The organism is Exiguobacterium sp. s150 (assembly GCF_018618435.1).
Taxonomy (GTDB): Bacteria; Bacillota; Bacilli; order Exiguobacteriales; family Exiguobacteriaceae; genus Exiguobacterium; species Exiguobacterium alkaliphilum.
This window is the reverse complement of the sequence record NZ_JACSMC010000009.1, coordinates 1-20,540: the sequence shown is the minus strand read 5'-3', so window position 1 is coordinate 20,540 and position 20,540 is coordinate 1. Positions and strand designations below refer to the sequence as shown.

The following is a 20,540-nucleotide window of genomic DNA, read 5'->3' as shown; positions in this document are numbered from 1 at the left end:
AGAAGCGGGAATGTGGCAATGCTGAACTCAATCCCAACAGACGCGGAACATGACGCCCGGTCCGATGAAACGGATGAGCGGACGGTCTTCGGCAATGACGCGGCCGATGACGTTCACGCGGTCATCTGCCTCCAAATCGCGCTTCGTCACTTGCATCTCGCCAGCATACCGACCGTAGTTCGTGTTGTCAATCGTAATCGTCCCGAGCGGACGCGGCGCCGCGGCGAGCGGTTCGACGAGGCGGTGACCAGGCCGACCGTAGGCGCGCGACTCGACCGAACGGACGATATCACGGGCCGGGTCCATCCGGTTCGTCTGCACATCACGGAGCATCGGTTCGAGCGGGCATACCGCTTCGGCTCGAAGCAAGACGATTCCGTCGTCATACGCCTTGAACTGCTCACGCGTCTCGTCGGTCACGGCCGGGTCACCGAGTAGAATCCGGTCGACGTGTCGTTCGAGGTCAAGGAAACAGGCGAACGGTGACAACGTGCGATGGTCTTCAAGCGTCGGGAGCCGTTCAAACAGCGGCCCACGAAGCGTCCCGTCTCCCGGGATGAACGCTTGGACGCGGATGCCTTGGCCTTTCAGCCACGCATTCTTTTCATCGAACCACGTCCGCTCAAGCCCTGTCTCTGGTCGCGGATAGAAATTGTGCCACGCTTCGACCCGCCTCAAATCGAGACCGTGGCGCACCATCTCGGCCAGTTCCGTTTCGGACAACGTGCTCGCGTTCAGCGCGACCGTCATCCGCTGCGACAAGTCGGCCACTTGCTTCGGCGTCACGCCATAATCGACGCGAAGTCCGGTCACGCCCCAGTCGAGGAGCGTATGCGCGTCGTCCCACGTCTTCCCGAGTGCTTCGAGCGACGTCGGGGCGATGTCCGCGAACAGTTCCATCTCGAGCGCCTTGGCGATTCGCCCGAGGTGTTCGAGCCGTTCCGTGTAGACGGACGCGTCATCCTCGGGGATATGGAGCGACGTGAATAGCGACGTGAACCCGCTCTGACGCATCTCGGCGAGCCACGTCTCGTATGCAGCCGTCACAGGCTGACTCAAATAAACCGATAGTCCTCTCATCTGCCTTCCTCCTATGCAAAAAGGTGACTCCAAAGAGCCACCTCGATTGTCAAATCCCGTCTGCCATCTCTTCTTTGAAGCCGAAGAGGTACGTGAAGATGAAGCCTGCCGTATACGAGATGACGAGACCTCCAATATACGTCAAGTACATGCCGTTGTCGATGAGCGGCGTGAGCGAGAGCCCTGAGACGCCAATCCCGAGCGCGGCTGTCTTCATCGTCGCCTGGAACGCACCACCGACCGCGGCGCCCATACACGCCGTCAAGAACGGACGCCCGAGCGGGAGCGTGACCCCGTAGAGGAGTGGCTCGCCGATTCCGAGGAATCCGACCGGAATCGCACCTTTGATGATGTTACGGAGACGTTGGTTGCGCGTCTTCACGAAAATCGCAAGCGCGGCCCCGACTTGTCCGGCACCGGCCATCGCGAGGATCGGCAAGAGCGCCGTGTTCCCGACCGTGTTCAGGAGCTCCAAGTGAATCGGCGTCAACCCGTGGTGCAACCCGACCATGACGAGCGGGAGGAAGAAACCGGCGAGGACGGCGCCGGCGAGCGGCCCACCAATCTCAAGCACGGCGTTCAACCCACGCATGATGCCGTCTGACAATACGCCCGCGACCGGCATGATCGCATAAAGCGCCGTGAAACCGACGACGAGGACAGTGAGGAGCGGTGTGAAGATGATATCGACCGCCGTCGGCATGAAGCGACGGACGTTTTTCTCGATGTACGTCATGAGCCAAGCGGCAAAGATGACCCCGAACAATCCACCACGTCCGACGACGAGCGGCTCCCCGTAAATCGTAATGTCGGCGAGCATCGGGTTGAAGAGAATCCCCCCGGCGATGGCTCCGAGTACCGGTGTCCCACCGAACTCTTTCGCCGTGTTCCAGCCGACGAGGATGGCGAGATACGCAAAGACCGTGCTACCGAGCAATAAGAGGATTTGCATCCACGTCTCGGTCGGGTCAACGCCGGCGTTTTTAGCGAAGTTCGCCGTCCCGTTAATGATTCCCGAGGCGACAAGTCCCGGGATGAGCGGGATGAAGATATTTCCTAAGCGACGCAAGAAACGCTTGAACGGTGACTTCTGCTTCTCTTTCACTTTTTGACGCTCGATGGCGGCCCGTTCGTCCGGCGTCAAGTTCGCATCGACCGCTTCTTCCCCGATCGCAAGTCCCGTCTCGCGGCTCAAATGGTCGGCGACGCGGTTGACCGTCCCCGGCCCGACGACGATTTGGAGCGTCTCGTCATCGATGACCCCCATGACACCGTCGATTTTTTTCAAACCTTCGATATTCGCTTTCGTCGGATCTTTTAACGCCAAACGCACGCGCGTCATGCAATGTGCGAGCTGACGGATGTTGTCTTTCCCCCCGACATGCTCGAGTATGGCGTGTGCCAACACCTCTTCTTTCTTCATCTCGTGTTCCCCCTTATAACGCGTCGCGGACGAATCCGTTCGCACGCTCTAGTCGCTCGACTGCCTCCGCATACGGGACGTCGGCTAAAATCATGACGATAGCCGTCTTGACGTGGCCGTTCGATGAATCGAAATAACGCGCGGCCGTCTGTTCGTCGACCCCTGTCGCTTCCGCAATCATCCGTTTCGCCCGAATCTCTAACTTCTCATTCGTCGGTTGCACGTCGACCATCAAGTTTTGATACACTTTGCCGATGCCAATCATCGACGCCGTCGAGATCATGTTCAGGACGAGCTTTTGCGCCGTCCCGGCCTTCAGTCGCGTCGATCCGGTCAACACTTCCGGACCCGTCTCGACCTCGATTTTGAACTCGGCGTGTTCACTGATTTTTGAACCTTTGTTGCAAGATAATGCCGCCGTCGTCGCCCCGACTTCACGGGCGTAATCGAGTCCGCCGATGACGTACGGTGTCCGTCCGCTCGCCGCGATGCCGACGACCGTGTCGCGCTCCGTCAAGTGAAGCGCTTTCAAATCGTTAACCGCCAAATCTTTGCTGTCCTCTGCCCCTTCGACCGCCTTGATGAGTGCGCGTTCGCCCCCAGCGATGAGTCCGACGACCACATCCGGTGATACCCCGAACGTCGGCACACATTCGGCCGCATCCAAAATCCCGAGTCGTCCACTCGTGCCGGCGCCGAGATAAATCAAACGTCCGCCTTGTTTGAACGAAGCGATGGCCCGTTCTGCCACTCGGGCGATGACAGGTACCTCTTCCTTGATGACGTGTGGCACACGCTCGTCTTCCTCGTTCATCACGGTCAATAACGTCTCGACAGACAGCTCGTCTAAGTGCATCGTCCGTTCATTCCGTCGTTCTGTAGCAAGTTTATGTAGCATCGCCACCATCCTTTCTTCTCTATACGTCCATTTTACTAATTTGAAATTTAAAGTCAAACTTATTTAAAAAAATAAGGAAATAAAGTTTCATTACATTTTTTTCTAAATAAAAACCCGACTGTTCACCAGTCGAGTTTACGGACAGATTGTCTTGATGAGTACGTGGACGTGGTCGCCTCGTGCCGTCACGGACTCTTTCTCGTACACATAGCCTTGGCGTTGCCAAAAACGATACGCCCGTTCATTATGTGGCAAGACGCCGAGCCGGAATACCGAGTGAAAAGGAAGCATCTGCTCTTGCTCAAGTTGTTCATAAAGCGATTGTGCGATTCCGTTGCCGTGGTATCGTTCGTCGACGACGAACAGACCGAGCCAGAGCGAGCCGTCGACCGGATGCCGTCTCAACAAGTCGACGACGGCGATCACTTCAGCGTCTGCTTCCACGAGCAAGCTGATCGTCCCGTCCGCCTCGAAGTCCGCAACGTTCTCTTCGCTAAACGCATCGATCGTCTGGCCGCTCAAGGCAGCGAACGTTTGTTGCCGGCGAAGGAACGCCTCGAGACGCGCACGGTCCGCCGCTTTATACGACGCGAGCTTCATCGCCGCAATTTCACCATCTCGTCGCGTGCCTCGGCGTACTTGTCGATGAGCCCTTCTCCTTTTCGGTGGAGCAGACCCATGTAGAGCGTGTCGACGATCGTCAGTTGCGTCATCCGTGAGGCGATGCTCGCGATTCTAAAGTCGCGCTCGACGTTCGGCGTGCAGAGCCGGACGTCGGCTTCGCGGTAGAGCGGTGACTTGTCGAGATCGGTGATGGCGACGACAGGAACGTTTTGTTTTTTCGCGAAGCGCACGAGTTCGAGCACGTCTTTCGTCCGTCCTGACGTGCTGATGGCGACGAAGACGTCGGTCGGTCCGAGGTGCGGGATGAGCGATAACATGTAATGAAAGTCTTGCGACGTCTGGGCGGCGTAGCCGAGCTTCGTGAACTTATATTGCGCGTCATAGGCTGCCGTTGACGAACCACCGACGCCGTAGAAGACGACCCGGTTGGCACGGGCGAACGTATCGATTGCGTGCTCGAGCTCGCGCTTGTCCATCGCCTCGGCACACGCCTCGATGGCCATCTTGTTGACATGGATGACTTTTTGGAACGAGTCGTACGGGGTGTCCTTTTGTTGGAGCACATTGAAGTCAGTCAACGTCGTCTCGGTAATCGCCAAGTCTTTCACGAGCGCGAGCTTGAATGCTTTGAAGCTGTCGATGCCGACGACACGCGCGAAGCGGACGATGCTCGCCTCCGACACGTCAGTCTTTTGCGCGAGCTCTTTCGTCGTCATGTTCGGGACGAGTGTCGAGTGCGTCAAAATATAGTCCGCGATTTTCTTCTCGACGGACGTCATCTCGCTCAAGGCGAGTTCGATTTTCTTAAGTAAGGATTCCATCCGGTCATCCCCTTCCTGCTACTGGTGTCTTGTTCTAATGATAGCGGATTCTTTCAATACAAGCCAACCGCAATCAAAAAAGGCCGAGCATCCGCCCGACCCTCGACTCATAGATTGTTCGTGTTGAACGTGTTCCCGCCTTGAATCGTCCCGTTTTGGAACCCTTTTTCGAACCAACGTTTCCGCTGCTCCGACGTCCCGTGCGTGAACGAGTCCGGCGTGACATATCCTCGTGCTTGCTTTTGAAGCGTGTCGTCCCCGATTTGATGGGCCGCGTTCATCGCCTCTTCAAAGTCACCGGCCTCGAGATAGCCCATCCCTTGGGCGTGGTGCGCCCACACCCCGGCGTAATAGTCGGCTTGAAGCTCGAACCGGACCAAGTATTTGTTGAATTCGGCCTCACTCATCTCATTTCAGAGCGGCATAATCTCGTTCGTCGTCCCGAGAAGCGTCTGGACGTGATGGCCGACCTCGTGGGCGACGACGTAGGCCATCGCGAAGTCGCCTGGCGCGTTGAAGCGCTGGCTCAGCTCGTCATAGAAACTCAAATCGATGTACAGTTTCTGGTCGCCCGGACAGTAAAACGGTCCGACGGCAGAACCGGCGATGCCGCATGCGGATTCGACTTGTCCGGTGAAGAGGACGAGCGTCGGTTCTCGATACGTGAGTCCGTTCTCGGCGAAGATGTCGGTCCATACTTCCTCCGTGTCTCGTAACACGACCGAGACAAAATCGGCCATTTCTTCTTCCCGGGCCGATCCTTGATACGTTTCAGCTGATTGTGGTTCATTCAATCCGATGTTGTTGACGATGTCGGCCGGGTTGCCGCCGTTCAAGAGCGTGAACACGATGACCAAGATGAGACCGAAACCACCACCGATGCCGGCGATGCCTTTCCCGCCGACCCGTTGTCCGCGTCGGTCCTCCACGTTCCGGCTCGCCTGTCTACCCTTCCATTTCATATATCGTTTCCTCCTACGTCGAGTCTGTCTTGTTCTTTACCCCGTTTCTATACGTTTCGCACCTGATTTTTCACGATTTCCCACCGTCTCTAGCGTTTATGTGGAGGGCAAGTAGGATACAGACTAAGAGACACAAATTTTAAGGAGGAATGATTATGGGATTAGCGAGTGATTTGAAACGTTTACGTGATGTCGAATGCAAGGACAAGTGCGTCTTGTCCGTTTATTTGAATACAGGACCGAACCAACAAGGCGACTGGAATATTCATCTGAAGAACGGCTTGAAACGCATCGGCGAATACTTAGAGGCGTCCGGGGATGCGACGCAACTGAAGAGCTTCAAAAAGTTGCGCAAACAAGTCGAAGACGAGCTTGGCAAACACCGGAACGATCTCACCCGCAGCCTCGTCATCTTCGCCTCAGAACAAAATAACCTATTCGAGTCATACTACTTACAGCATGACGTCGAGACGGCGTTCCATTGGGAGACGAAACCGGTGCTCGAACCGCTCGAGGCGTTGCATACTAAGTATCCGTCGACGGGCGTCATCTTGACGAACCTCGATCACGTGACTGTCCTCGACACGTCGCTTGGCCATGTCGATGCCGCCTTCTCGTTCGCATTCGATCCCGAGACGGAAGAATGGGTCCGCTTCGAGGGAACGGCGTCAGGTGACCGGATGGCTTCGAGTAGCTCGCAAGTCGATAAGTTCGATCGTCGTCTCGCCGAGAACTTGAACCGCTTTTACCGGGACCTTGCCCAAACGGTCGAACAGATGAAAGGCGCGCACGACTGGGAAGGGCTCGTCGTCATCGGCGAGGCCGAACTGGCCAACTCGTTCCGAGACGAGCTCCGGACGAAACCCGAACGTGTCGTGCATAAGAATTTGTCGAAGTCGAGTGAATCGCACATCGTCGAAGCGGCATTCCATTGATTTTTACTTTCCTCGCGCGCCTCGATTCTCTAAAATAAAAGCGTACGAGAAAAAGGAGGAATCGATATGCCATACGTGACCGTGAAAATGTTACCGGGACGCTCGCTCGAGCAAAAACGCGCCTTGATCGAGAAAGTGACGGACGCCGTCTCCGAGACGACGAACGCACCGAAAGAGAACATCACTGTCTTCATCGAAGAGATGGATGCGACGCATTACGGCCAAGCCGGTGTCATGCACGCGGACAAGAAGTAATACGCGCACCCGATTGGCACTGAAAAACTTCAAATGCTTTTGAATCGAGGAGCGTCATCCCTACCGGGACGACGCTCCTCTGTTTTCCTTGCTTCAGCCGCCCTGCCCTGTCCGGCATTGTACACGCGCGACGACTTGATGTTTTTTCAGTCTTCCAAGTTCACTTCGAACCGCTCACTCGACACGGTCGGTTTAATCAAATGCCGTGTCGCCCGCCAGACGTGATAGCCGATCCGGTCGAGCCAAAGAAGCGCCTGCACTTTTCGAATCGACGACTCCATCTCGAGTTGATTTGTCGCAGCTTCTTCGAGCAACTCCGCTCGATGCGCTTTCCGATACTCGGCGAGTTGTTTCGAAGCGCGCTTCCATCGGCTCGACTCCTCAGGCGGCGTGTGATGATTCAGCCCGTCGACGAGTTCGAGTTCATGCAAGACGAGCTGACGGGCGACCAAGAAATCGGTGTCCCGTAACACATCATCCGGCTCGACTTCCCGCATGACGAAAAGCCAACGTTCGAGGTGGTCAATCGTATGAAGGAGCGACAGATGCTGCCCGTAATCGTTTCGTCCTTTCGATTCATCAAGTTGAATCGTGCTCAAGAATACGCGGACGTCTCCGAGCGTCTTTTCGACGAGTTGCAGTTCATCTTCGCGTTTTCGTCCTTCCTCGAGCAACAAGCGCGTCTCGTTGCCAAGATACCGTTCAATCTCAATCAAGGACCGTCTCGCCGCCTCGAGGGCGACGGCCGGGATACGCGACATGTTCGGGTCGAGGAACCGGGTCAGCTTTTCAGCCCGACTTGGAATCCACGTCAACAAGCGCCGGCTGAACGGCTCGTGGAACGGCAAAAACGTCAACACCCCGAGCAAGTGAAACGACGTATGGAACAAGGCGAGCCGCAATAGTTCATTCCAATTCAGCCGGTCGGCCACCTCGTTGACGACTCCGAACAAGAGCGGAAACGTCAGCCAACCGATGACTAAAATCGACCCATGAATGAGGACGTGGGCGAGCACGATCCGTCTCGCCGACTTCCAGCCCCCGATCGAGCCGATGGCGACGACAAGGCTCGTCCCGGCGCTTTGCCCGAGGACGAGCAGACAAGCTTGCGTCAGTGATACCGTATCGGTCGCGAGCGCCGTCATCGTCAAGACGAGGCCAATCGTCGACGATTGCAAAACTGCTGTCATCAAGAGCCCGGTTCCGAGCAAAGCCAACTGGTGCAGAGGCGTGTCCGCGTTCCACTCGTTGAGCGAGAACGTGACGACGTCGCGCATCGACTCTTGGAGCGTGCCGATCCCGACAAAAATGAGCCCGATGCCGACAAACAACATCCCGATTCGCCGTAACCGGCGATTGATAAAGCGTAACGCCATGCCGACCCCGATGAGCGGTAAGAACAGTTGGCGGATATCCAGGTTGTAACCGAGGAGCGCCACGATCCACCCGGTCGTCGCACTGCCCGCGTTCGCCCCAATGACGAGTGTCAGTGCCTGCACGAACGTCAACAAGCCGGCGCTGACAAAACCGATCGTCATGAGCGTCGTCACGGTCGAGGATTGAAACAACGTCGTCAGCGTCGCCCCGAGCACGGCACCCGCGACCGGCCCTTCCGCGAACTGATTGAGCCGGCGCCGGAGCCGCTCCCCAGCGAGGCTTTTCAGCGTATCCGTCAAGAGCATCATGCCGAGCAGGAAAATCCCAATCCCTCCGATTAATGTCGCGATCCCCATCGTGTCACTTCCTTTTCAGGTGTCAGTCCCCCCGTAACGTTGACAGCATCCACGATTTTTCTGAAGCATGGTCTTTCAAATTGAGGAGCACGTCCTCCGGGTAGTAAATCTTCTCGTCCGACTGGCGTGAATTCAAAATCGATTGGACGAGCATCGACACTTCCGAGATTTCGCGGCGCTCCCCATCGTTCATCTGTAGAAGAATCCCTTCGTAGTTGCCGTGGCCTTTATATAAATCGTAGGGCAATTGGCTCAATTGGTCTTCGAGCAAGTAATAACGCGTCGGCAGGCCAATCGTCTCCATCGTCTGTCTAAGACGGTCCATATAGCGGACCCGGCTCGCTTCCGGGAAGTTCTTATACTTCAATAGGCGACGGTTGACGAATCGGCTCGCGAGATCCGCCAAAATCGGGTCCGCCTCTTCCATCCACTCTTGGAAATAGAAGTAGACGACCGTCTCGTCGAGCTTCAAGTAATGGGCGAGCGTCATGTCTTCGCGGTTGAAGATGGGAAGGAAGTGGCGCGGCTCCATGTTGAACGTGTAGCCTGACTCGTACAGTTCTTGCGCCCGCTCGAGGACAGCTTTCAAGAGCAGGTCGCTCGAGCGCGTCGCCGGGTGCAAATAGACCTGCCAATACATCTGATAGCGGCGCATGATATAGTCTTCAATCGTATGCATGCCCGACTGTTTGACGACGACTTGATCTTCATCCGGACGAAGGACGCGAAGCATCCGTTCCAAGTCGAACTTGCCGTAACTGACGCCGGCGAAATGGGCGTCGCGGAGAAGATAGTCCATCCGGTCGACGTCGAGCTGTGAACTGAGCATATTGACGAGCAGCCGGTTCGGATGCGTCTTGTTGATGATGGCCGCGACTTCTTCCGGGAAGCCGATTCCCATCTCCGAAAGCACTTTGTTCACTTCCGTATCGCCTAAGATGATGCGCTCGGTCCACACTTCGTGGCGCACCGAGAAGACGTGTTCGAACGCATGCGAGAACGGCCCGTGACCGACGTCGTGCAGGAGCGCCGCCGCGAGCAACAGCTCCCGATTGCGGTCGTCCCACTCCGGATACTCATGGAACTGGTCGATGAGTTGGCGTGCGATCTCATAGACGCCGAGCGAATGGTGGAAGCGCGTATGTTCGGCCCCGTGGAACGTCAAAAATGACGTCCCAAGCTGTTTGATGCGACGCAACCGTTGAAACTCTTTCGTGTTAATCAACTCCCAGATGAGATGATCGTAGACGTAAATATAGCGATGAACCGGGTCTTTGAACACTTTCGACCCGGACAATTGACCTCGTGACGTGTACATGACGTTGCCCCCTACGTTTCAATAATATGTATTTCGCCTTTCAGCGCGTCGTTCCCTCCATGCTATAATGAACAGGAAACTATCTTTTGAAAAGGAATTAATGTATATGATCCATCCACTTTTACGCCAACCGGCCTATCGCCTCATCGACCAATCGTCGCTCGGTCCGATGTTCCAAGCCGAGCAGTCGTTCGCGACCGACGACACGCTATGCGCCTCGACGAAAGTCCAAGGTGCGGTGCTCCGCGCCTGGGTCCATTTGAACACGGTCGTGCTCGGGATTCAAGACGCGCGCCTTCCCCACTTGAAAGACGGAATCCGTCTGCTCCATGAGCGCGGGTATCGCCCCGTCGTCCGAAATTCAGGAGGACTTGCCGTCGTGCTTGACGAAGATGTATTGAACTTATCTCTTATTTTACCCGAGAATGACGGAATTCAAATCGACAGCGGCTACGAGGCGATGACGTCACTCATCCAACAGATGTTCCGTGACGTGACCGACGCCATCGTCGCCGGCGAGATCGTCGGGTCGTACTGTCCCGGTAGCTTCGATTTGTCGATTGAAGGCAAGAAGTTCGCCGGCATCTCGCAGCGCCGCGTCCGCGGTGGCGTCGCCGTTCAAATTTATTTGAGCGTCCGTAAAAGCGGGAGCGAACGCGCCGCCCTCATCCGCGACTTTTATGACGCCGCGATTCAAGGTGAACCGACACGACACACGTATCCGGCCATCATTCCTGAGACGATGGCCTCGCTCGAGGAGTTGCTCGGGATTCCACTCACCGTCCAAGACGTGTTAAAACGGGCGTACGACGTGCTCGGAAGCGTCAGCGAGCTAAAGTCAGGGACGCTCGACGCAGCCGAACAAGAGATGCTCGCCGCGCAACTCGACCGGATGTGGAAACGAAATGAACCGATTCGCGACATCGAACACCAATTAACAGAGGAGTGAACGCATGTTTAAAATCATCACGGACACCGGCGCCGATTTGACTCAAGATCAAATCGTTGAATACGGGTTAGAACTATTACCGCTCGGTGTCATCATCGACAATGAAGAATTTCTAGACGGCGAGACGATTCAACCGAAAGACGTATATGGGGCGATGCGTGCCGGCAAGACGCCGAAGACGTTTCAAATCGAGGTCGCACGTCTCGAGCATTGTTTCCGGCAATTGCTCGAATCAGAAGTCCCGTTCCTCTATCTCGCCTTTTCGGGCGAGCTGTCGGGCACGTATCAGACGGCCGTCATGGTCGGGAATGCGTTAAAAGAAGAATACCCGGATAGCACGTTCCATATTCTTGATACTCGTGCTGCCTCGGTCGGACAGGGCTTGTTCGTCAGAACCGTCGCCGAGTATGGTCAAGAGCATACATATGAAGAGACCGTCGCCTATGCCGTGTCGCTCGTCGGAAAGATTCGCCATTTGTTCACGGTCGAATCGCTCGAATATTTGATGCGCGGCGGGCGCGTCTCGAAAGCGAGCGCATTCATCGGTGACTTGCTCACCATCCTCCCGCTCCTCACGGTCGAGGACGGGAAACTCGTCCCGATCGAGAAGATTCGCGGCCATAAGAAAGTGTTGCGTCGCATCACGGAATGGATGACCGAATCGAAACCGATTATCGAAGGCGGGGACGTCTTTATCGGCCACGGGGACGACCCTGAAAAGGCGGACCAGTTCGAATCGATGCTTCGTGAACACGTCACGCCGCGTCACGTGACGAAGGCGATCGTCGGCTCGGCCATCGGAGCGCACACCGGTCCCGGCCTCCTCGTCGTCGCGTATTTCGAGGCGTAATCGATGGACGACCGAAAACAGCGAGCACCCATCTGGGCGCTCGCTGTCTTTTTATTTATTCCAGTTCGTAAAACCATCACCGAATTCGAGGTGGAGCTCGTTTTGGAACGTCCCGTTCTCGAACTTCGGTACGTCGACCGGAAGCTTACCGCCTGGTTTCACTTCACCGAAGATGGCACGGATGCCAGCCGGGAGGTTCGGCCCAGCCGACTTCAAGTTCCCTGCCTCTGAGTCCGGTCCGTTCGGGTCCCCTTTGAAACCGTAAATGAGGAGCTGGGCCGGTGCGTCCGGTTGAACGGCGACGTCATACGGGTTCCGGAGGCTGAGGAGCACCGACTTCTTCCCGGTCTCGTTCGCGTAACGGAACACTTCCGCCGGCACGTAGTTGTCCACCGCATTCGGTCCGAGCTTCGCGCTGTTGTTCACGTTCGAGCCGACGATGATATAGTCCGCCGCCTCGATTTTTTGTTTCAGGCTCGGATTGTTCGCTAGGCGCGGTGTCGATGCCGTATAGTTCGCCGTCGTGACGACCACGTCTTTCATGTTGCCCCCATTTTTCTCAAGCGACTTGATCGCCTTCACCATGCTGTCCGTCTGGTCTTTCGCCGGTGAGATCACGAGGACCGTGTCCCCTTTTTTCGGCTTGAACGGGAGCGTCTTGTCATCATTTTTCACGAGCGTGACAGCCGCTTCGGCGATCTCACGTTCTTTCGCTTTATGTTCGGCACTTCCGACGACCGCGTTCGCCTCGGCGAGCTTCGCCTCGAGCGTCGTCGTATCGACCGACTCTTCCCAAATACCGCGTTCAGCCTTGAGCGTCAAAATCCGCTCGACGGCCGCATCGATTTTCGCTTCATCGAGCCGTCCGCTCTCGACCGCGGCTTTCACTTCATCAAAGATACGTTCCAATTTCACGACGTCCGCGTTCGTCCGTAAGATTGTCGGCATGAGCGCGATATCGACGCCCGCCTCGAACGTCTTGATAACGGCTTCGGCCTCTGTGAAGTTGTCCGAAATGGCCTGCATGTTCAAGGCGTCCGTGATGACGATGCCGTCATAGCCCATCTCTTCACGTAAGACGCCTGTGATGACATCGTCCGAGAGCGTCGCCGGGAGCGGGAACGTGCCGCGCGCCGATTCGACGACCTCATCCTCGATCTGCGGCATCCCGATGTGTGCCGTCATGATCATGTCGATGCCTTCGGTGATCGCCCGCTTGAACGGGAGCAACTCGAGACCGCGCAAGTCCTCGAGCGACTTATCGACAATCGGGAGGCCATAGTGTGAATCGACGGCCGTATCCCCATGTCCCGGGAAGTGTTTCGCCGTCGCGGCGACCCCTTGGTCTTGGATGCCTTGCGTCATCGCCGAACCGAGCTCACCGACGAGTTCCGGGTCGCTCGAGAACGAACGGACGCCGATGACCGGGTTGGCCGGATTGTTGTTGACGTCTAGGACCGGTCCGAAGTTGACGTTCACCCCGAGCGCGTTCAACTCTGAACCGATGATGTTCCCCGCATCATACGAGTACTGGCTGTTTCGCGTCGCGCCGAGCGCCATGTTGCCCGGCAGGTTCGTGCCGGTCCCGAGCCGCGTCACGATGCCGCCTTCTTGATCGATCGTGATGAAGAGCGGGATGTCGTTGCTCTCATCTTGTTTGACGACTTCTTGCAGGTCGTGGACGAGTTTCGTCGTCTGTTCGGTCTCGATCACGTTCTCCGCGAACAAGATGACGCCCCCAAGGTCGAACCGGTCGATGACCCGGGCCACGTCCGGTGCGAGTGCCGTATGGTTCGCCCCGTTCCATAATCGGAAGTCTGGCATGATCATTTGACCGAGTTTCTGTTCGAGCGTCATGGCGTCAAGTTTGCTCGTCACCCGCTGCTCGACCGAGAGCGGTGGTGCCTCCTCCGCCACGACCGCGTTCGCCATCGGGACCGATGAGACGAAGAGTGCCGTCGTCAGCCCGAGTGTCGCCGTCCAGTTCAATGCTTTGTTCATGTTCCCCACTCCTTTTTTGAAAGTTATCCCCGACCCCTAAACAAAAAGGCACGGAGGAAGAAGCGTTGCCTCATCAACGCTCGTTCACCCCATGCCTGATCGTATCAGTTACATATGGTCCTTATTCAGGTGGTCAACGTCAGTATAGCAACTTCAAAAAAGGGAAACAACACTTCACATGAAAGCGTAACCAATTTGAAATAAACAACCTGTTTTGTAACAACCTTCCTCTGTATTGGCAAAACCAATAATTTCGGTGGTTCGAATCTTCCGTATTTTTTGGTAAACTCATTTCGTTAGGGGTTAACTTAAAAAAGGGGGAAATCATCTTGGCACGAGGGGAACTGAAACGAAAGCCGGAATGGTTGAAAATCAAACTGAACACGAACGAGACATACACCGGCCTGAAAAACATGATGCGCGAGAAAAACCTACATACCGTCTGCGAGGAAGCGAAATGTCCGAACATCCATGAATGTTGGGCCGTCCGCCGCACGGCGACATTCATGATTCTCGGAAGCATCTGTACGCGCGCCTGCCGCTTCTGTGCGGTCACGACCGGCAAACCGAACGAGCTCGACTGGGAAGAACCGAAACGCGTCGCCGAATCGGTCCGCCTTATGAACTTGAAGCACGTTGTCATCACCGCTGTCGCGCGCGACGATTTGAGCGATTACGGGGCGACGGTGTTCGCCGAGACGGTCCGGGCCGTCCGCGCGATGAATCCGGAGACGTCGATTGAAGTACTGCCGTCCGATATGATGGGCGACTTCTCGGCGCTCCAGACGTTGATCGATGCCGGTCCCGATATCATGAACCACAACTTGGAGACGGTCCGTCGTCTGACGCCGAGAGTCCGGGCGAAAGCGACGTACGACCGCACGCTCGAGTTTTTGAAGCGTTCAAAAGAGCTGAATCCGGACATCCCTACGAAGTCGTCGATCATGGTCGGGCTCGGTGAAACGAAAGATGAGTTGATTCAAGCGATGGATGACCTCCGGGCTCACCACGTCGATATTTTAACGCTCGGCCAATACTTGCAACCGACGAAGAAACACTTAGACGTCGAGCGTTACTACCATCCGGACGAGTTCGCCGAGTTGAAAGAGATCGCGTTGATGAAAGGCTTCTCACACTGTGAGGCCGGCCCGCTCGTCCGCTCGTCGTACCATGCCGACGAACAAGTCCACAAGGCGCGTCGCCACACGATGCTCCCAATCGATTAACAGAAAGAAGAGAAGTGTATGAATGGAACGACGTGGCACTTAATCACGACAGAAGGCCGCTCGCCGGCCGAAAATATGGCCATCGATGAAGCCGTCGCGACGTTCGTCGCGCGAGGCGAATTAAAACCGACGCTCCGCTTCTACTCATGGGCCCCGCACGCCATCAGCGTCGGTCGCTTCCAACGGGCGACGCGCGACCTTGACCGGGACGCGTTACGGAAGAACCAAATCCCGGTCGTCCGGCGCCTGACCGGCGGGCGCGCCGTGCTCCATGCGGATGAGCTGACGTATAGCGTCATCTTGCCGGAGACGATGCCGTCCCTCCCGACGAACGTCATCGAGAGTTATCGCTTGTTGACCGAAGGGGTACGTCGCGGATACCGCGCACTCGATGTCCCGGCCGAATTTTCTGTCCCGCTGACAGAAGCCGACCGCGAAGCACTTCGGAAACCGAAGTCGGCCGTCTGCTTCGACGCCGCCTCGTATTATGAGCTTGCCGTCGACGGGAGGAAGATCGCCGGCAGCGCCCAAGTGCGCCATCAAGGCGCCGTCTTGCAACATGGCTCGATCCCCTTATCGATGAACGATGACGTGTTGTTCGACTGCTTCAACCTCGAAAAAGAGGAAAAAGCGGAAGCGAAAGCACGGTTTGGGGACAAGGCCGTCTCGCTCAACGAGACGCTCGGGCGCGACGTGTCGTTCGATGAGGTCGCTGCCGCGTTCACGGACGGGTTCCGTGACGCGTTCGACTTGACGTTCGAACCGCTCGTCTTCACCGAGTCGCAACAAGAAGAAATCCGTCAGCTCGTCTTGAAGTACGAGAGTGACGAATGGATATGGAAACGCTAAAAAACGAGTCTCGCGACTCGTTTTTCTTATTGTTGTGTATAGATGGACACCGATCCCCCGTTGACGAAGAACTGGCCCCAGCCATCGGCGTTGATTGTGACGAGACGAGCGTTGTTGCCGGTCATATCTTTCCACACTTCGCCGGCGTTTTGACGACCGACGTACATCCATTTCGAGCCGCCCGGTCCGTCCGATAGAATCGTCGCGAGACCCGACTTGGCACGGTCCGCCACACCTTCGCGCGTCCAGCCGATGACGTCGTGATGGTCGATATAGTCGTGTTGCGTGCCGTAGGCGAAGTCTTTCCGCGCCTTCATGATCGGCTGCAGCGACGCCGACATGTTCGGAATTTCCCGGTTCGTCGTCCCTTTCGTCCCGTAATAATCGCCATAGAAGAGTGTCGGGTAGCCTTGGCCGCGCGTCATGATCGTCGCGTAGGCGAGCGGTTTGAACCAGTTGGCGACCGTCGATTCGAGCGATTGCCCCGGCTGCGAGTCATGGTTGTCGACGATTGTCACGGCGAGCGTCGGATGTTGCTCGACGACCGTCCCTTTCAAGATGTTGCGCATGTCATAGAACCCGCCGCCGTTCCCGGCCGCTTGGAAGTTATAATGGAGCGGCACATCGAAGACGGAATGCGTGTACCCGGTCTTCGCCAAATAGTCGTTGATGGCGCCGAGGTCGTTCTTCCAATACTCGGCGACCGTGAACATCTCTTTGCCGGTCGTCTGCCTTACGCTCGTCACCCACTCCCGTAAATACGAATGGCTAATGTGCTTGACTGCATCCAAGCGGAAGCCGTCGAGTCCGAGCGAGTCGGCGTACCACTTGCCCCAGTTCTTCATCTCTTGCCTCACTTCCGGATGGTCGAAGTCGACGTCGGCGTACATGAGGTAGTCGTAGTTGCCGTTCTCGTTCGAGACGTCCGTGTCCCACGCCTTGCCCGTGCTCTTGAACTTGTAGATTCGGCTCAAGTTTCGCGACTGGTCCCAATCGGTGCCGTCAAAGTGATACCAGCGCCATTTGAACGGCGAGTATATATTGTTGCGCCCGGCGAAGTTGAAGCCGGTCCACGCCGAGATGGCGTACTCGCCCGACGTCTCTTGATTGCGGTTCGACGGGTTGACCTCGATCGCTTGGACGGTCTCCGTATAGTCGGCACCACCTTTATGGTTCATGACGACGTCACCGTAGACACCGATGCCTTTGCCGCGCAAGCTCGTAATGGCCGACTGGAGCTGGGCTCTCGTCCCGTACTTCGTCCGGGTCGTCCCTTTTTGATTGAACTCACCGAGGTCATATAAGTCGTACGCGCCGTAGCCGACATCGTTCTGCGACGTCCCTTTATACGCCGGCGGGATCCAAACCGTCGTCACCCCGATGTCTTTCAAATGCTGTGAATCGTTCGATAGCCGGTTCCAATGTAGCCCATCGTTCGGGACGTACCATTCGAAGTACTGCATCATCGTGCCGTTCTGCGGGGTCGCCGCTTGCGCGACCGGTTGCCCAGCCAGCAGTGCAATCGCTGTGACTCCTGCCGTCAAAGCAACCCCTTTCCGTCGTTTACCCATCCCTTTTCCTCCTCAAAAGATTAATGCAAGCGCTTTCATTAATCATCATGCCCGATTTCACTTTCGTTGAATAGAGGGTTTCGCTAAAACGGTGCTTCGCGCCTAACTATTTTTTTCGTGAATAGTTCAGTCGACCAAAACAAAAACGGATGGCTTGTGCCATCCGCCTAGTCAGCTGTCATGTTCCATCCGTTTTCGCTTCACTAGGAAACCGAGGTACGGGAGTCCGGTGAAGATGAGCCCGATCGTGATGAGCAGATGGACCACGAAGAGCGCCGTCGCCATCACGCTAGACCAATCGACTTGCATCAACAGGAGCAAGCCGAGCCACACGACGAGAAACGTGAGCGCCGCACGCCCCATTGTCCGCTCTTCTGTCGCGTACTTCGTAACCATCGTCTCTCGGTCTGAATAGATCGGCCGCGCTCCGGGACGGCCTTTGAAGATGTGAATCTCGTCCCCGGTCGATGTCACGTGCTCCCACCCGCTCGATGCGAACATCTCGAAATACTCTTCGTCCGGACGCGTACGGTAATCGAGGCTGTACTGGACGTCTGCCGGTTCGCCTTCGACCAATGAATAACCGAGTGGTGCGAACTTTTCTAAGTGCCATCCCTGAGCTGCCATCTGTTCGAGCTTTCGCATCTCACGTTCTTCGGCAAACGCGAGCCCCCAGCTCGACATGTACTTCCGTTTCATACGTGTCCCTCCCCTTCTAAGATGAATCGTGCGTCCTCGACAATCGCTTGGCGTCGTCTCACATCATCGCAGAGCAAATCGCGCCCCGCATCGGTGATCAAGTAACTCTTTTTCTTCCCGTCTCCGTCAAGCGGGTGGATGAGTCCTGCAGCGACGAGCTTCTTGATAATCGTATACATCGAAGCCGGTCCGATTTGCATCCGTCCTGCCGTCAATTCCTCGACGAACTGCATAATCAAGTAGCCATGTCTCGGCTCGGTCAAGGCGAGCAGGATGTAAAACGTGCTGTCGGTCAACTCGCCGAGCTCGATCGTGTCATTCCGTGGCATATGACCACCTCCTATATCATTCAACGATATACTTCTTACGTTTACTATATATCGTTAAATGATATATGTCAATGAATGATATAAAAAAAGCCACGGACGAATTCGTCCGTGACGTTGTCAACTCGTTACATAATCCAGGTCGTGCAAAATGTACGCCAAGAAGAAAATCATACTCGGGTTCTCATAGCGCATCTGCACTTTCCGCAGCTGTTCCCGATAGATGACCTCGTACTCGGCCCCGTTCATCTTCCGCTCCATATTCATCTTGATGAGGGCGTCGAGCTTGTCCATCATGTCGACGAGTTTGCCTTCATACGTATCGTCTTTTGAGTCGGCCATATAGCGGCGAAATGCCGATTGCATGTAATCCGGGAGGAGCGATAAGAGCGCCTCACTTTCAGCCCGCTCATACGCCTCGAACGCCTGCCCAGTCTCGGTCGTCGAATGCTTCACCGGACCGAGCACGTCCCCGGTCACCCCTTCAACGAGGTCATGACAAAGCAAGCGCGCGACGAGTTCCGCCACATCGACGTCGACGCCGTACTTCTTCTGCTCCATCAGCCCGCTGAACATGCCTAGCGCCGCCGCCCGGAAGCCGTGAATCGCGTCGTTGTCGTCAATCGTGTTGAAGCGACCCTTCCAACGCCTCACGCTGTCCATGCGCATGACGTTCTCGATGAACGTCGCCACTTCCGTCTCTTGTTCGACTTGATCGTATAGCCAGCGGACGGAAGCGAGCGGGTGCTCCCGGAGCGCCGCTTTCATCTCCTCGAGCTTCGCGACGAAGTGCGGCGACCCGTGCGCGACCTCGCGACGGACGAACAACATCGCATCGAACGAGTCGATGCCGTCGACGATCCGTCCCTCGAACGAGTCGTCCTCCGCCTCGACGAGGAAGCGGTAGAAGTCAGGTCGGAGCGACTGCGATAATAAGTCGACGAGACCGAGGCTCGCCGTCCGCTCCATCCGCTCGATATGTTCTTTTAGCGTCGGCTCTTTTTTCGTCCGGTGCATGATCGGACCCGTCTGGACCTCATTCATATCGTGAAAGAGCGCCTTACCTAACACATCGAGCAAGTTGACGGGACGTCCTTTTTGTTCTTCATAATAAGCCGCGATCAAACTGAAGACCGCGACGCGAAAACTATGGCTCGCCGCATTGTCGTGATAGTGCGGCGCATATTCGTCCCACCGTTGGACGTTTTGCATGCGTGTCATCTTGCGGATGAACGTTCCGTTATGCATCAAACCCCTCCTTGTTTATTCAATCGTTCCCACGTGTCGTCGTGACAGACGACGTAGAGTGTATCGCTCGCCTCGAGCTTTGTGTCGAGCACGGTCGCATAATCGAGCCGGTCGTTGACGGCCATGAGCGTGACGCCCTGGCCGAGCAACGCCTCGGCCGCCGCCCGAATCGTCGTCCATTCCGGGCGCGGTGCGAGTGCCTGGATGTTGCCACCCGACTGCTTGCTCAAAAGTTGCCGAAAAATCGACGTCGTCCCCGGTTGGAGCGTCGCCTTCGCCATGAGGAGCGACACCGAGTCGTTCGCCAAGATGAAGTCGTCGATGCGGACGTGTTTAAACTTTGAGATGTTCCGCTCTTCACACACCTCGACGACCGTATGCAAATCGACGCCTTGTGCTTGCGACAGCGCCTCGACGGCCGAAGCGATGAGGAGCGACTTCCCGTCGGCGAGCAACGACTCGGCGATCCGGGCGTCCGCGAAGATGGCGACGCGGCGCGCACGGAGAATGTTCGCCTGCAGGAGCACCGTCTCGTCCGAGGCATCTCCATGCACGTAATGGACGCGGTCATGGTCATACGGTTCTTCTTTTAATTGGTCAATCAAGACGATGTCCGCGTTCGGCTCGTAGCCGAGCACTTCGTCAATCGCCTTCTTCGTCTTCGGTGACCACCCGATATAGACTTGACACTCCCACGGCTAAAGCCGCAAGCTCACCCTTCGGGATGAGTGGGATTCTGAAGTGCTTGTGCGAGCGCAGTCCATTTCTGTTT

The 20,540-nt window shown here is 56.3% G+C and carries 19 protein-coding genes and 1 pseudogene; 6 read left to right on the top strand and 14 right to left on the bottom strand.

Annotated features, from left to right (window positions below):
* Nucleotides 1-27 precede the first annotated feature (27 nt).
* From KNP76_RS06530 to ypfJ, 6 genes and pseudogenes are all read right to left on the bottom strand, one after another.
* The gene (locus KNP76_RS06530) at nt 28-1,080 is read right to left on the bottom strand and encodes a DUF871 domain-containing protein (protein WP_214843603.1); all 1,053 of its coding nucleotides are present in this window, start codon (nt 1,078-1,080) and stop codon (nt 28-30) included.
* A gap of 49 nt (nt 1,081-1,129) precedes the next feature.
* Nucleotides 1,130-2,503 (bottom strand): PTS transporter subunit EIIC, encoded by a 1,374-nt coding sequence (locus KNP76_RS06525; protein WP_034804239.1) that lies wholly within the window; start codon nt 2,501-2,503, stop codon nt 1,130-1,132.
* Between the two features lie 13 nt (nt 2,504-2,516).
* On the bottom strand, nt 2,517-3,410 hold the full coding sequence (gene murQ / locus KNP76_RS06520) for an N-acetylmuramic acid 6-phosphate etherase (RefSeq protein WP_214843601.1): 894 nt from the start codon (nt 3,408-3,410) through the stop codon (nt 2,517-2,519).
* A gap of 126 nt (nt 3,411-3,536) precedes the next feature.
* The gene (locus tag KNP76_RS06515) at nt 3,537-4,001 is read right to left on the bottom strand and encodes a GNAT family N-acetyltransferase (RefSeq protein WP_214843599.1); all 465 of its coding nucleotides are present in this window, start codon (nt 3,999-4,001) and stop codon (nt 3,537-3,539) included.
* Nucleotides 3,998-4,846 carry a MurR/RpiR family transcriptional regulator gene (locus KNP76_RS06510; protein ID WP_034804245.1) on the bottom strand — a complete coding sequence of 283 codons (849 nt, stop codon included), beginning with the start codon at nt 4,844-4,846 and terminating at the stop codon, nt 3,998-4,000. The genes KNP76_RS06515 and KNP76_RS06510 overlap by 4 nt, the downstream gene beginning before the upstream one ends.
* Before the next feature lie 107 nt (nt 4,847-4,953).
* Nucleotides 4,954-5,808, bottom strand: a pseudogene (gene ypfJ, locus KNP76_RS06505) (KPN_02809 family neutral zinc metallopeptidase).
* A gap of 155 nt (nt 5,809-5,963) precedes the next feature.
* On the opposite strand from ypfJ, the gene KNP76_RS06500 reads away from it, so the two are divergent.
* Both KNP76_RS06500 and KNP76_RS06495 read left to right on the top strand, forming a co-directional pair.
* Nucleotides 5,964-6,743, top strand: coding sequence for a VLRF1 family aeRF1-type release factor (locus KNP76_RS06500; protein ID WP_034817615.1), 780 nt, complete (start codon nt 5,964-5,966; stop codon nt 6,741-6,743).
* A 66-nt stretch (nt 6,744-6,809) separates the two neighbouring features.
* Entirely contained in the window at nt 6,810-6,998 is a 189-nt protein-coding gene (locus tag KNP76_RS06495; RefSeq protein ID WP_034804254.1) for a 2-hydroxymuconate tautomerase, read from the top strand.
* A gap of 146 nt (nt 6,999-7,144) precedes the next feature.
* On the opposite strand, the gene KNP76_RS06490 is transcribed toward KNP76_RS06495, so the two are convergent.
* Together KNP76_RS06490 and KNP76_RS06485 are read right to left on the bottom strand one after the other, a co-directional pair.
* A complete protein-coding gene (locus tag KNP76_RS06490) occupies nt 7,145-8,731 on the bottom strand; it encodes a Na/Pi cotransporter family protein (RefSeq protein WP_211780413.1) in 1,587 nt (528 codons plus the stop codon).
* A 22-nt stretch (nt 8,732-8,753) separates the two neighbouring features.
* Entirely contained in the window at nt 8,754-10,049 is a 1,296-nt protein-coding gene (locus KNP76_RS06485; protein WP_034817610.1) for an HD domain-containing protein, read from the bottom strand.
* A 106-nt stretch (nt 10,050-10,155) separates the two neighbouring features.
* Here KNP76_RS06485 and KNP76_RS06480 point away from each other — a divergent pair, with 106 nt between their 5' ends.
* Both KNP76_RS06480 and KNP76_RS06475 read left to right on the top strand, forming a co-directional pair.
* Nucleotides 10,156-10,998, top strand: a complete 843-nt coding sequence (locus KNP76_RS06480; RefSeq protein WP_156028814.1) for a lipoate--protein ligase family protein — start codon at nt 10,156-10,158, stop codon at nt 10,996-10,998.
* Nucleotides 10,999-11,002: 4 nt separating this feature from the next.
* On the top strand, nt 11,003-11,848 hold the full coding sequence (locus tag KNP76_RS06475) for a DegV family protein (RefSeq protein WP_214843597.1): 846 nt from the start codon (nt 11,003-11,005) through the stop codon (nt 11,846-11,848).
* Between the two features lie 51 nt (nt 11,849-11,899).
* Here the strand turns inward: KNP76_RS06475 and KNP76_RS06470 are convergent, their stop codons facing one another.
* On the bottom strand, nt 11,900-13,849 hold the full coding sequence (locus tag KNP76_RS06470) for a glycoside hydrolase family 3 protein (protein WP_214843595.1): 1,950 nt from the start codon (nt 13,847-13,849) through the stop codon (nt 11,900-11,902).
* A gap of 326 nt (nt 13,850-14,175) precedes the next feature.
* Between KNP76_RS06470 and lipA the strand changes: the two genes are divergently transcribed.
* Together lipA and KNP76_RS06460 are read left to right on the top strand one after the other, a co-directional pair.
* Complete coding sequence (gene lipA / locus KNP76_RS06465; protein ID WP_260577607.1) at nt 14,176-15,075, top strand: lipoyl synthase; 900 nt, start codon at nt 14,176-14,178, stop codon at nt 15,073-15,075.
* Between the two features lie 18 nt (nt 15,076-15,093).
* A complete protein-coding gene (locus KNP76_RS06460; RefSeq protein ID WP_214843593.1) occupies nt 15,094-15,924 on the top strand; it encodes a lipoate--protein ligase family protein in 831 nt (276 codons plus the stop codon).
* A gap of 26 nt (nt 15,925-15,950) precedes the next feature.
* On the opposite strand, the gene amyS is transcribed toward KNP76_RS06460, so the two are convergent.
* From amyS to KNP76_RS06435, 5 genes are all read right to left on the bottom strand, one after another.
* Entirely contained in the window at nt 15,951-17,495 is a 1,545-nt protein-coding gene (amyS, locus tag KNP76_RS06455) for an alpha-amylase (RefSeq protein ID WP_214843591.1), read from the bottom strand.
* A gap of 171 nt (nt 17,496-17,666) precedes the next feature.
* The gene (locus tag KNP76_RS06450; RefSeq protein ID WP_214843589.1) at nt 17,667-18,194 is read right to left on the bottom strand and encodes a DUF2812 domain-containing protein; all 528 of its coding nucleotides are present in this window, start codon (nt 18,192-18,194) and stop codon (nt 17,667-17,669) included.
* The gene (locus KNP76_RS06445) at nt 18,191-18,523 is read right to left on the bottom strand and encodes a PadR family transcriptional regulator (RefSeq protein ID WP_034817594.1); all 333 of its coding nucleotides are present in this window, start codon (nt 18,521-18,523) and stop codon (nt 18,191-18,193) included. The genes KNP76_RS06450 and KNP76_RS06445 overlap by 4 nt, the downstream gene beginning before the upstream one ends.
* A 117-nt stretch (nt 18,524-18,640) precedes the next feature.
* Nucleotides 18,641-19,768 carry a YfbR-like 5'-deoxynucleotidase gene (locus KNP76_RS06440; RefSeq protein WP_214843587.1) on the bottom strand — a complete coding sequence of 376 codons (1,128 nt, stop codon included), beginning with the start codon at nt 19,766-19,768 and terminating at the stop codon, nt 18,641-18,643.
* Nucleotides 19,768-20,445, bottom strand: coding sequence for an NAD-binding protein (locus KNP76_RS06435; RefSeq protein WP_371816169.1), 678 nt, complete (start codon nt 20,443-20,445; stop codon nt 19,768-19,770). The genes KNP76_RS06440 and KNP76_RS06435 overlap by 1 nt, the downstream gene beginning before the upstream one ends.
* Nucleotides 20,446-20,540 lie beyond the last annotated feature (95 nt).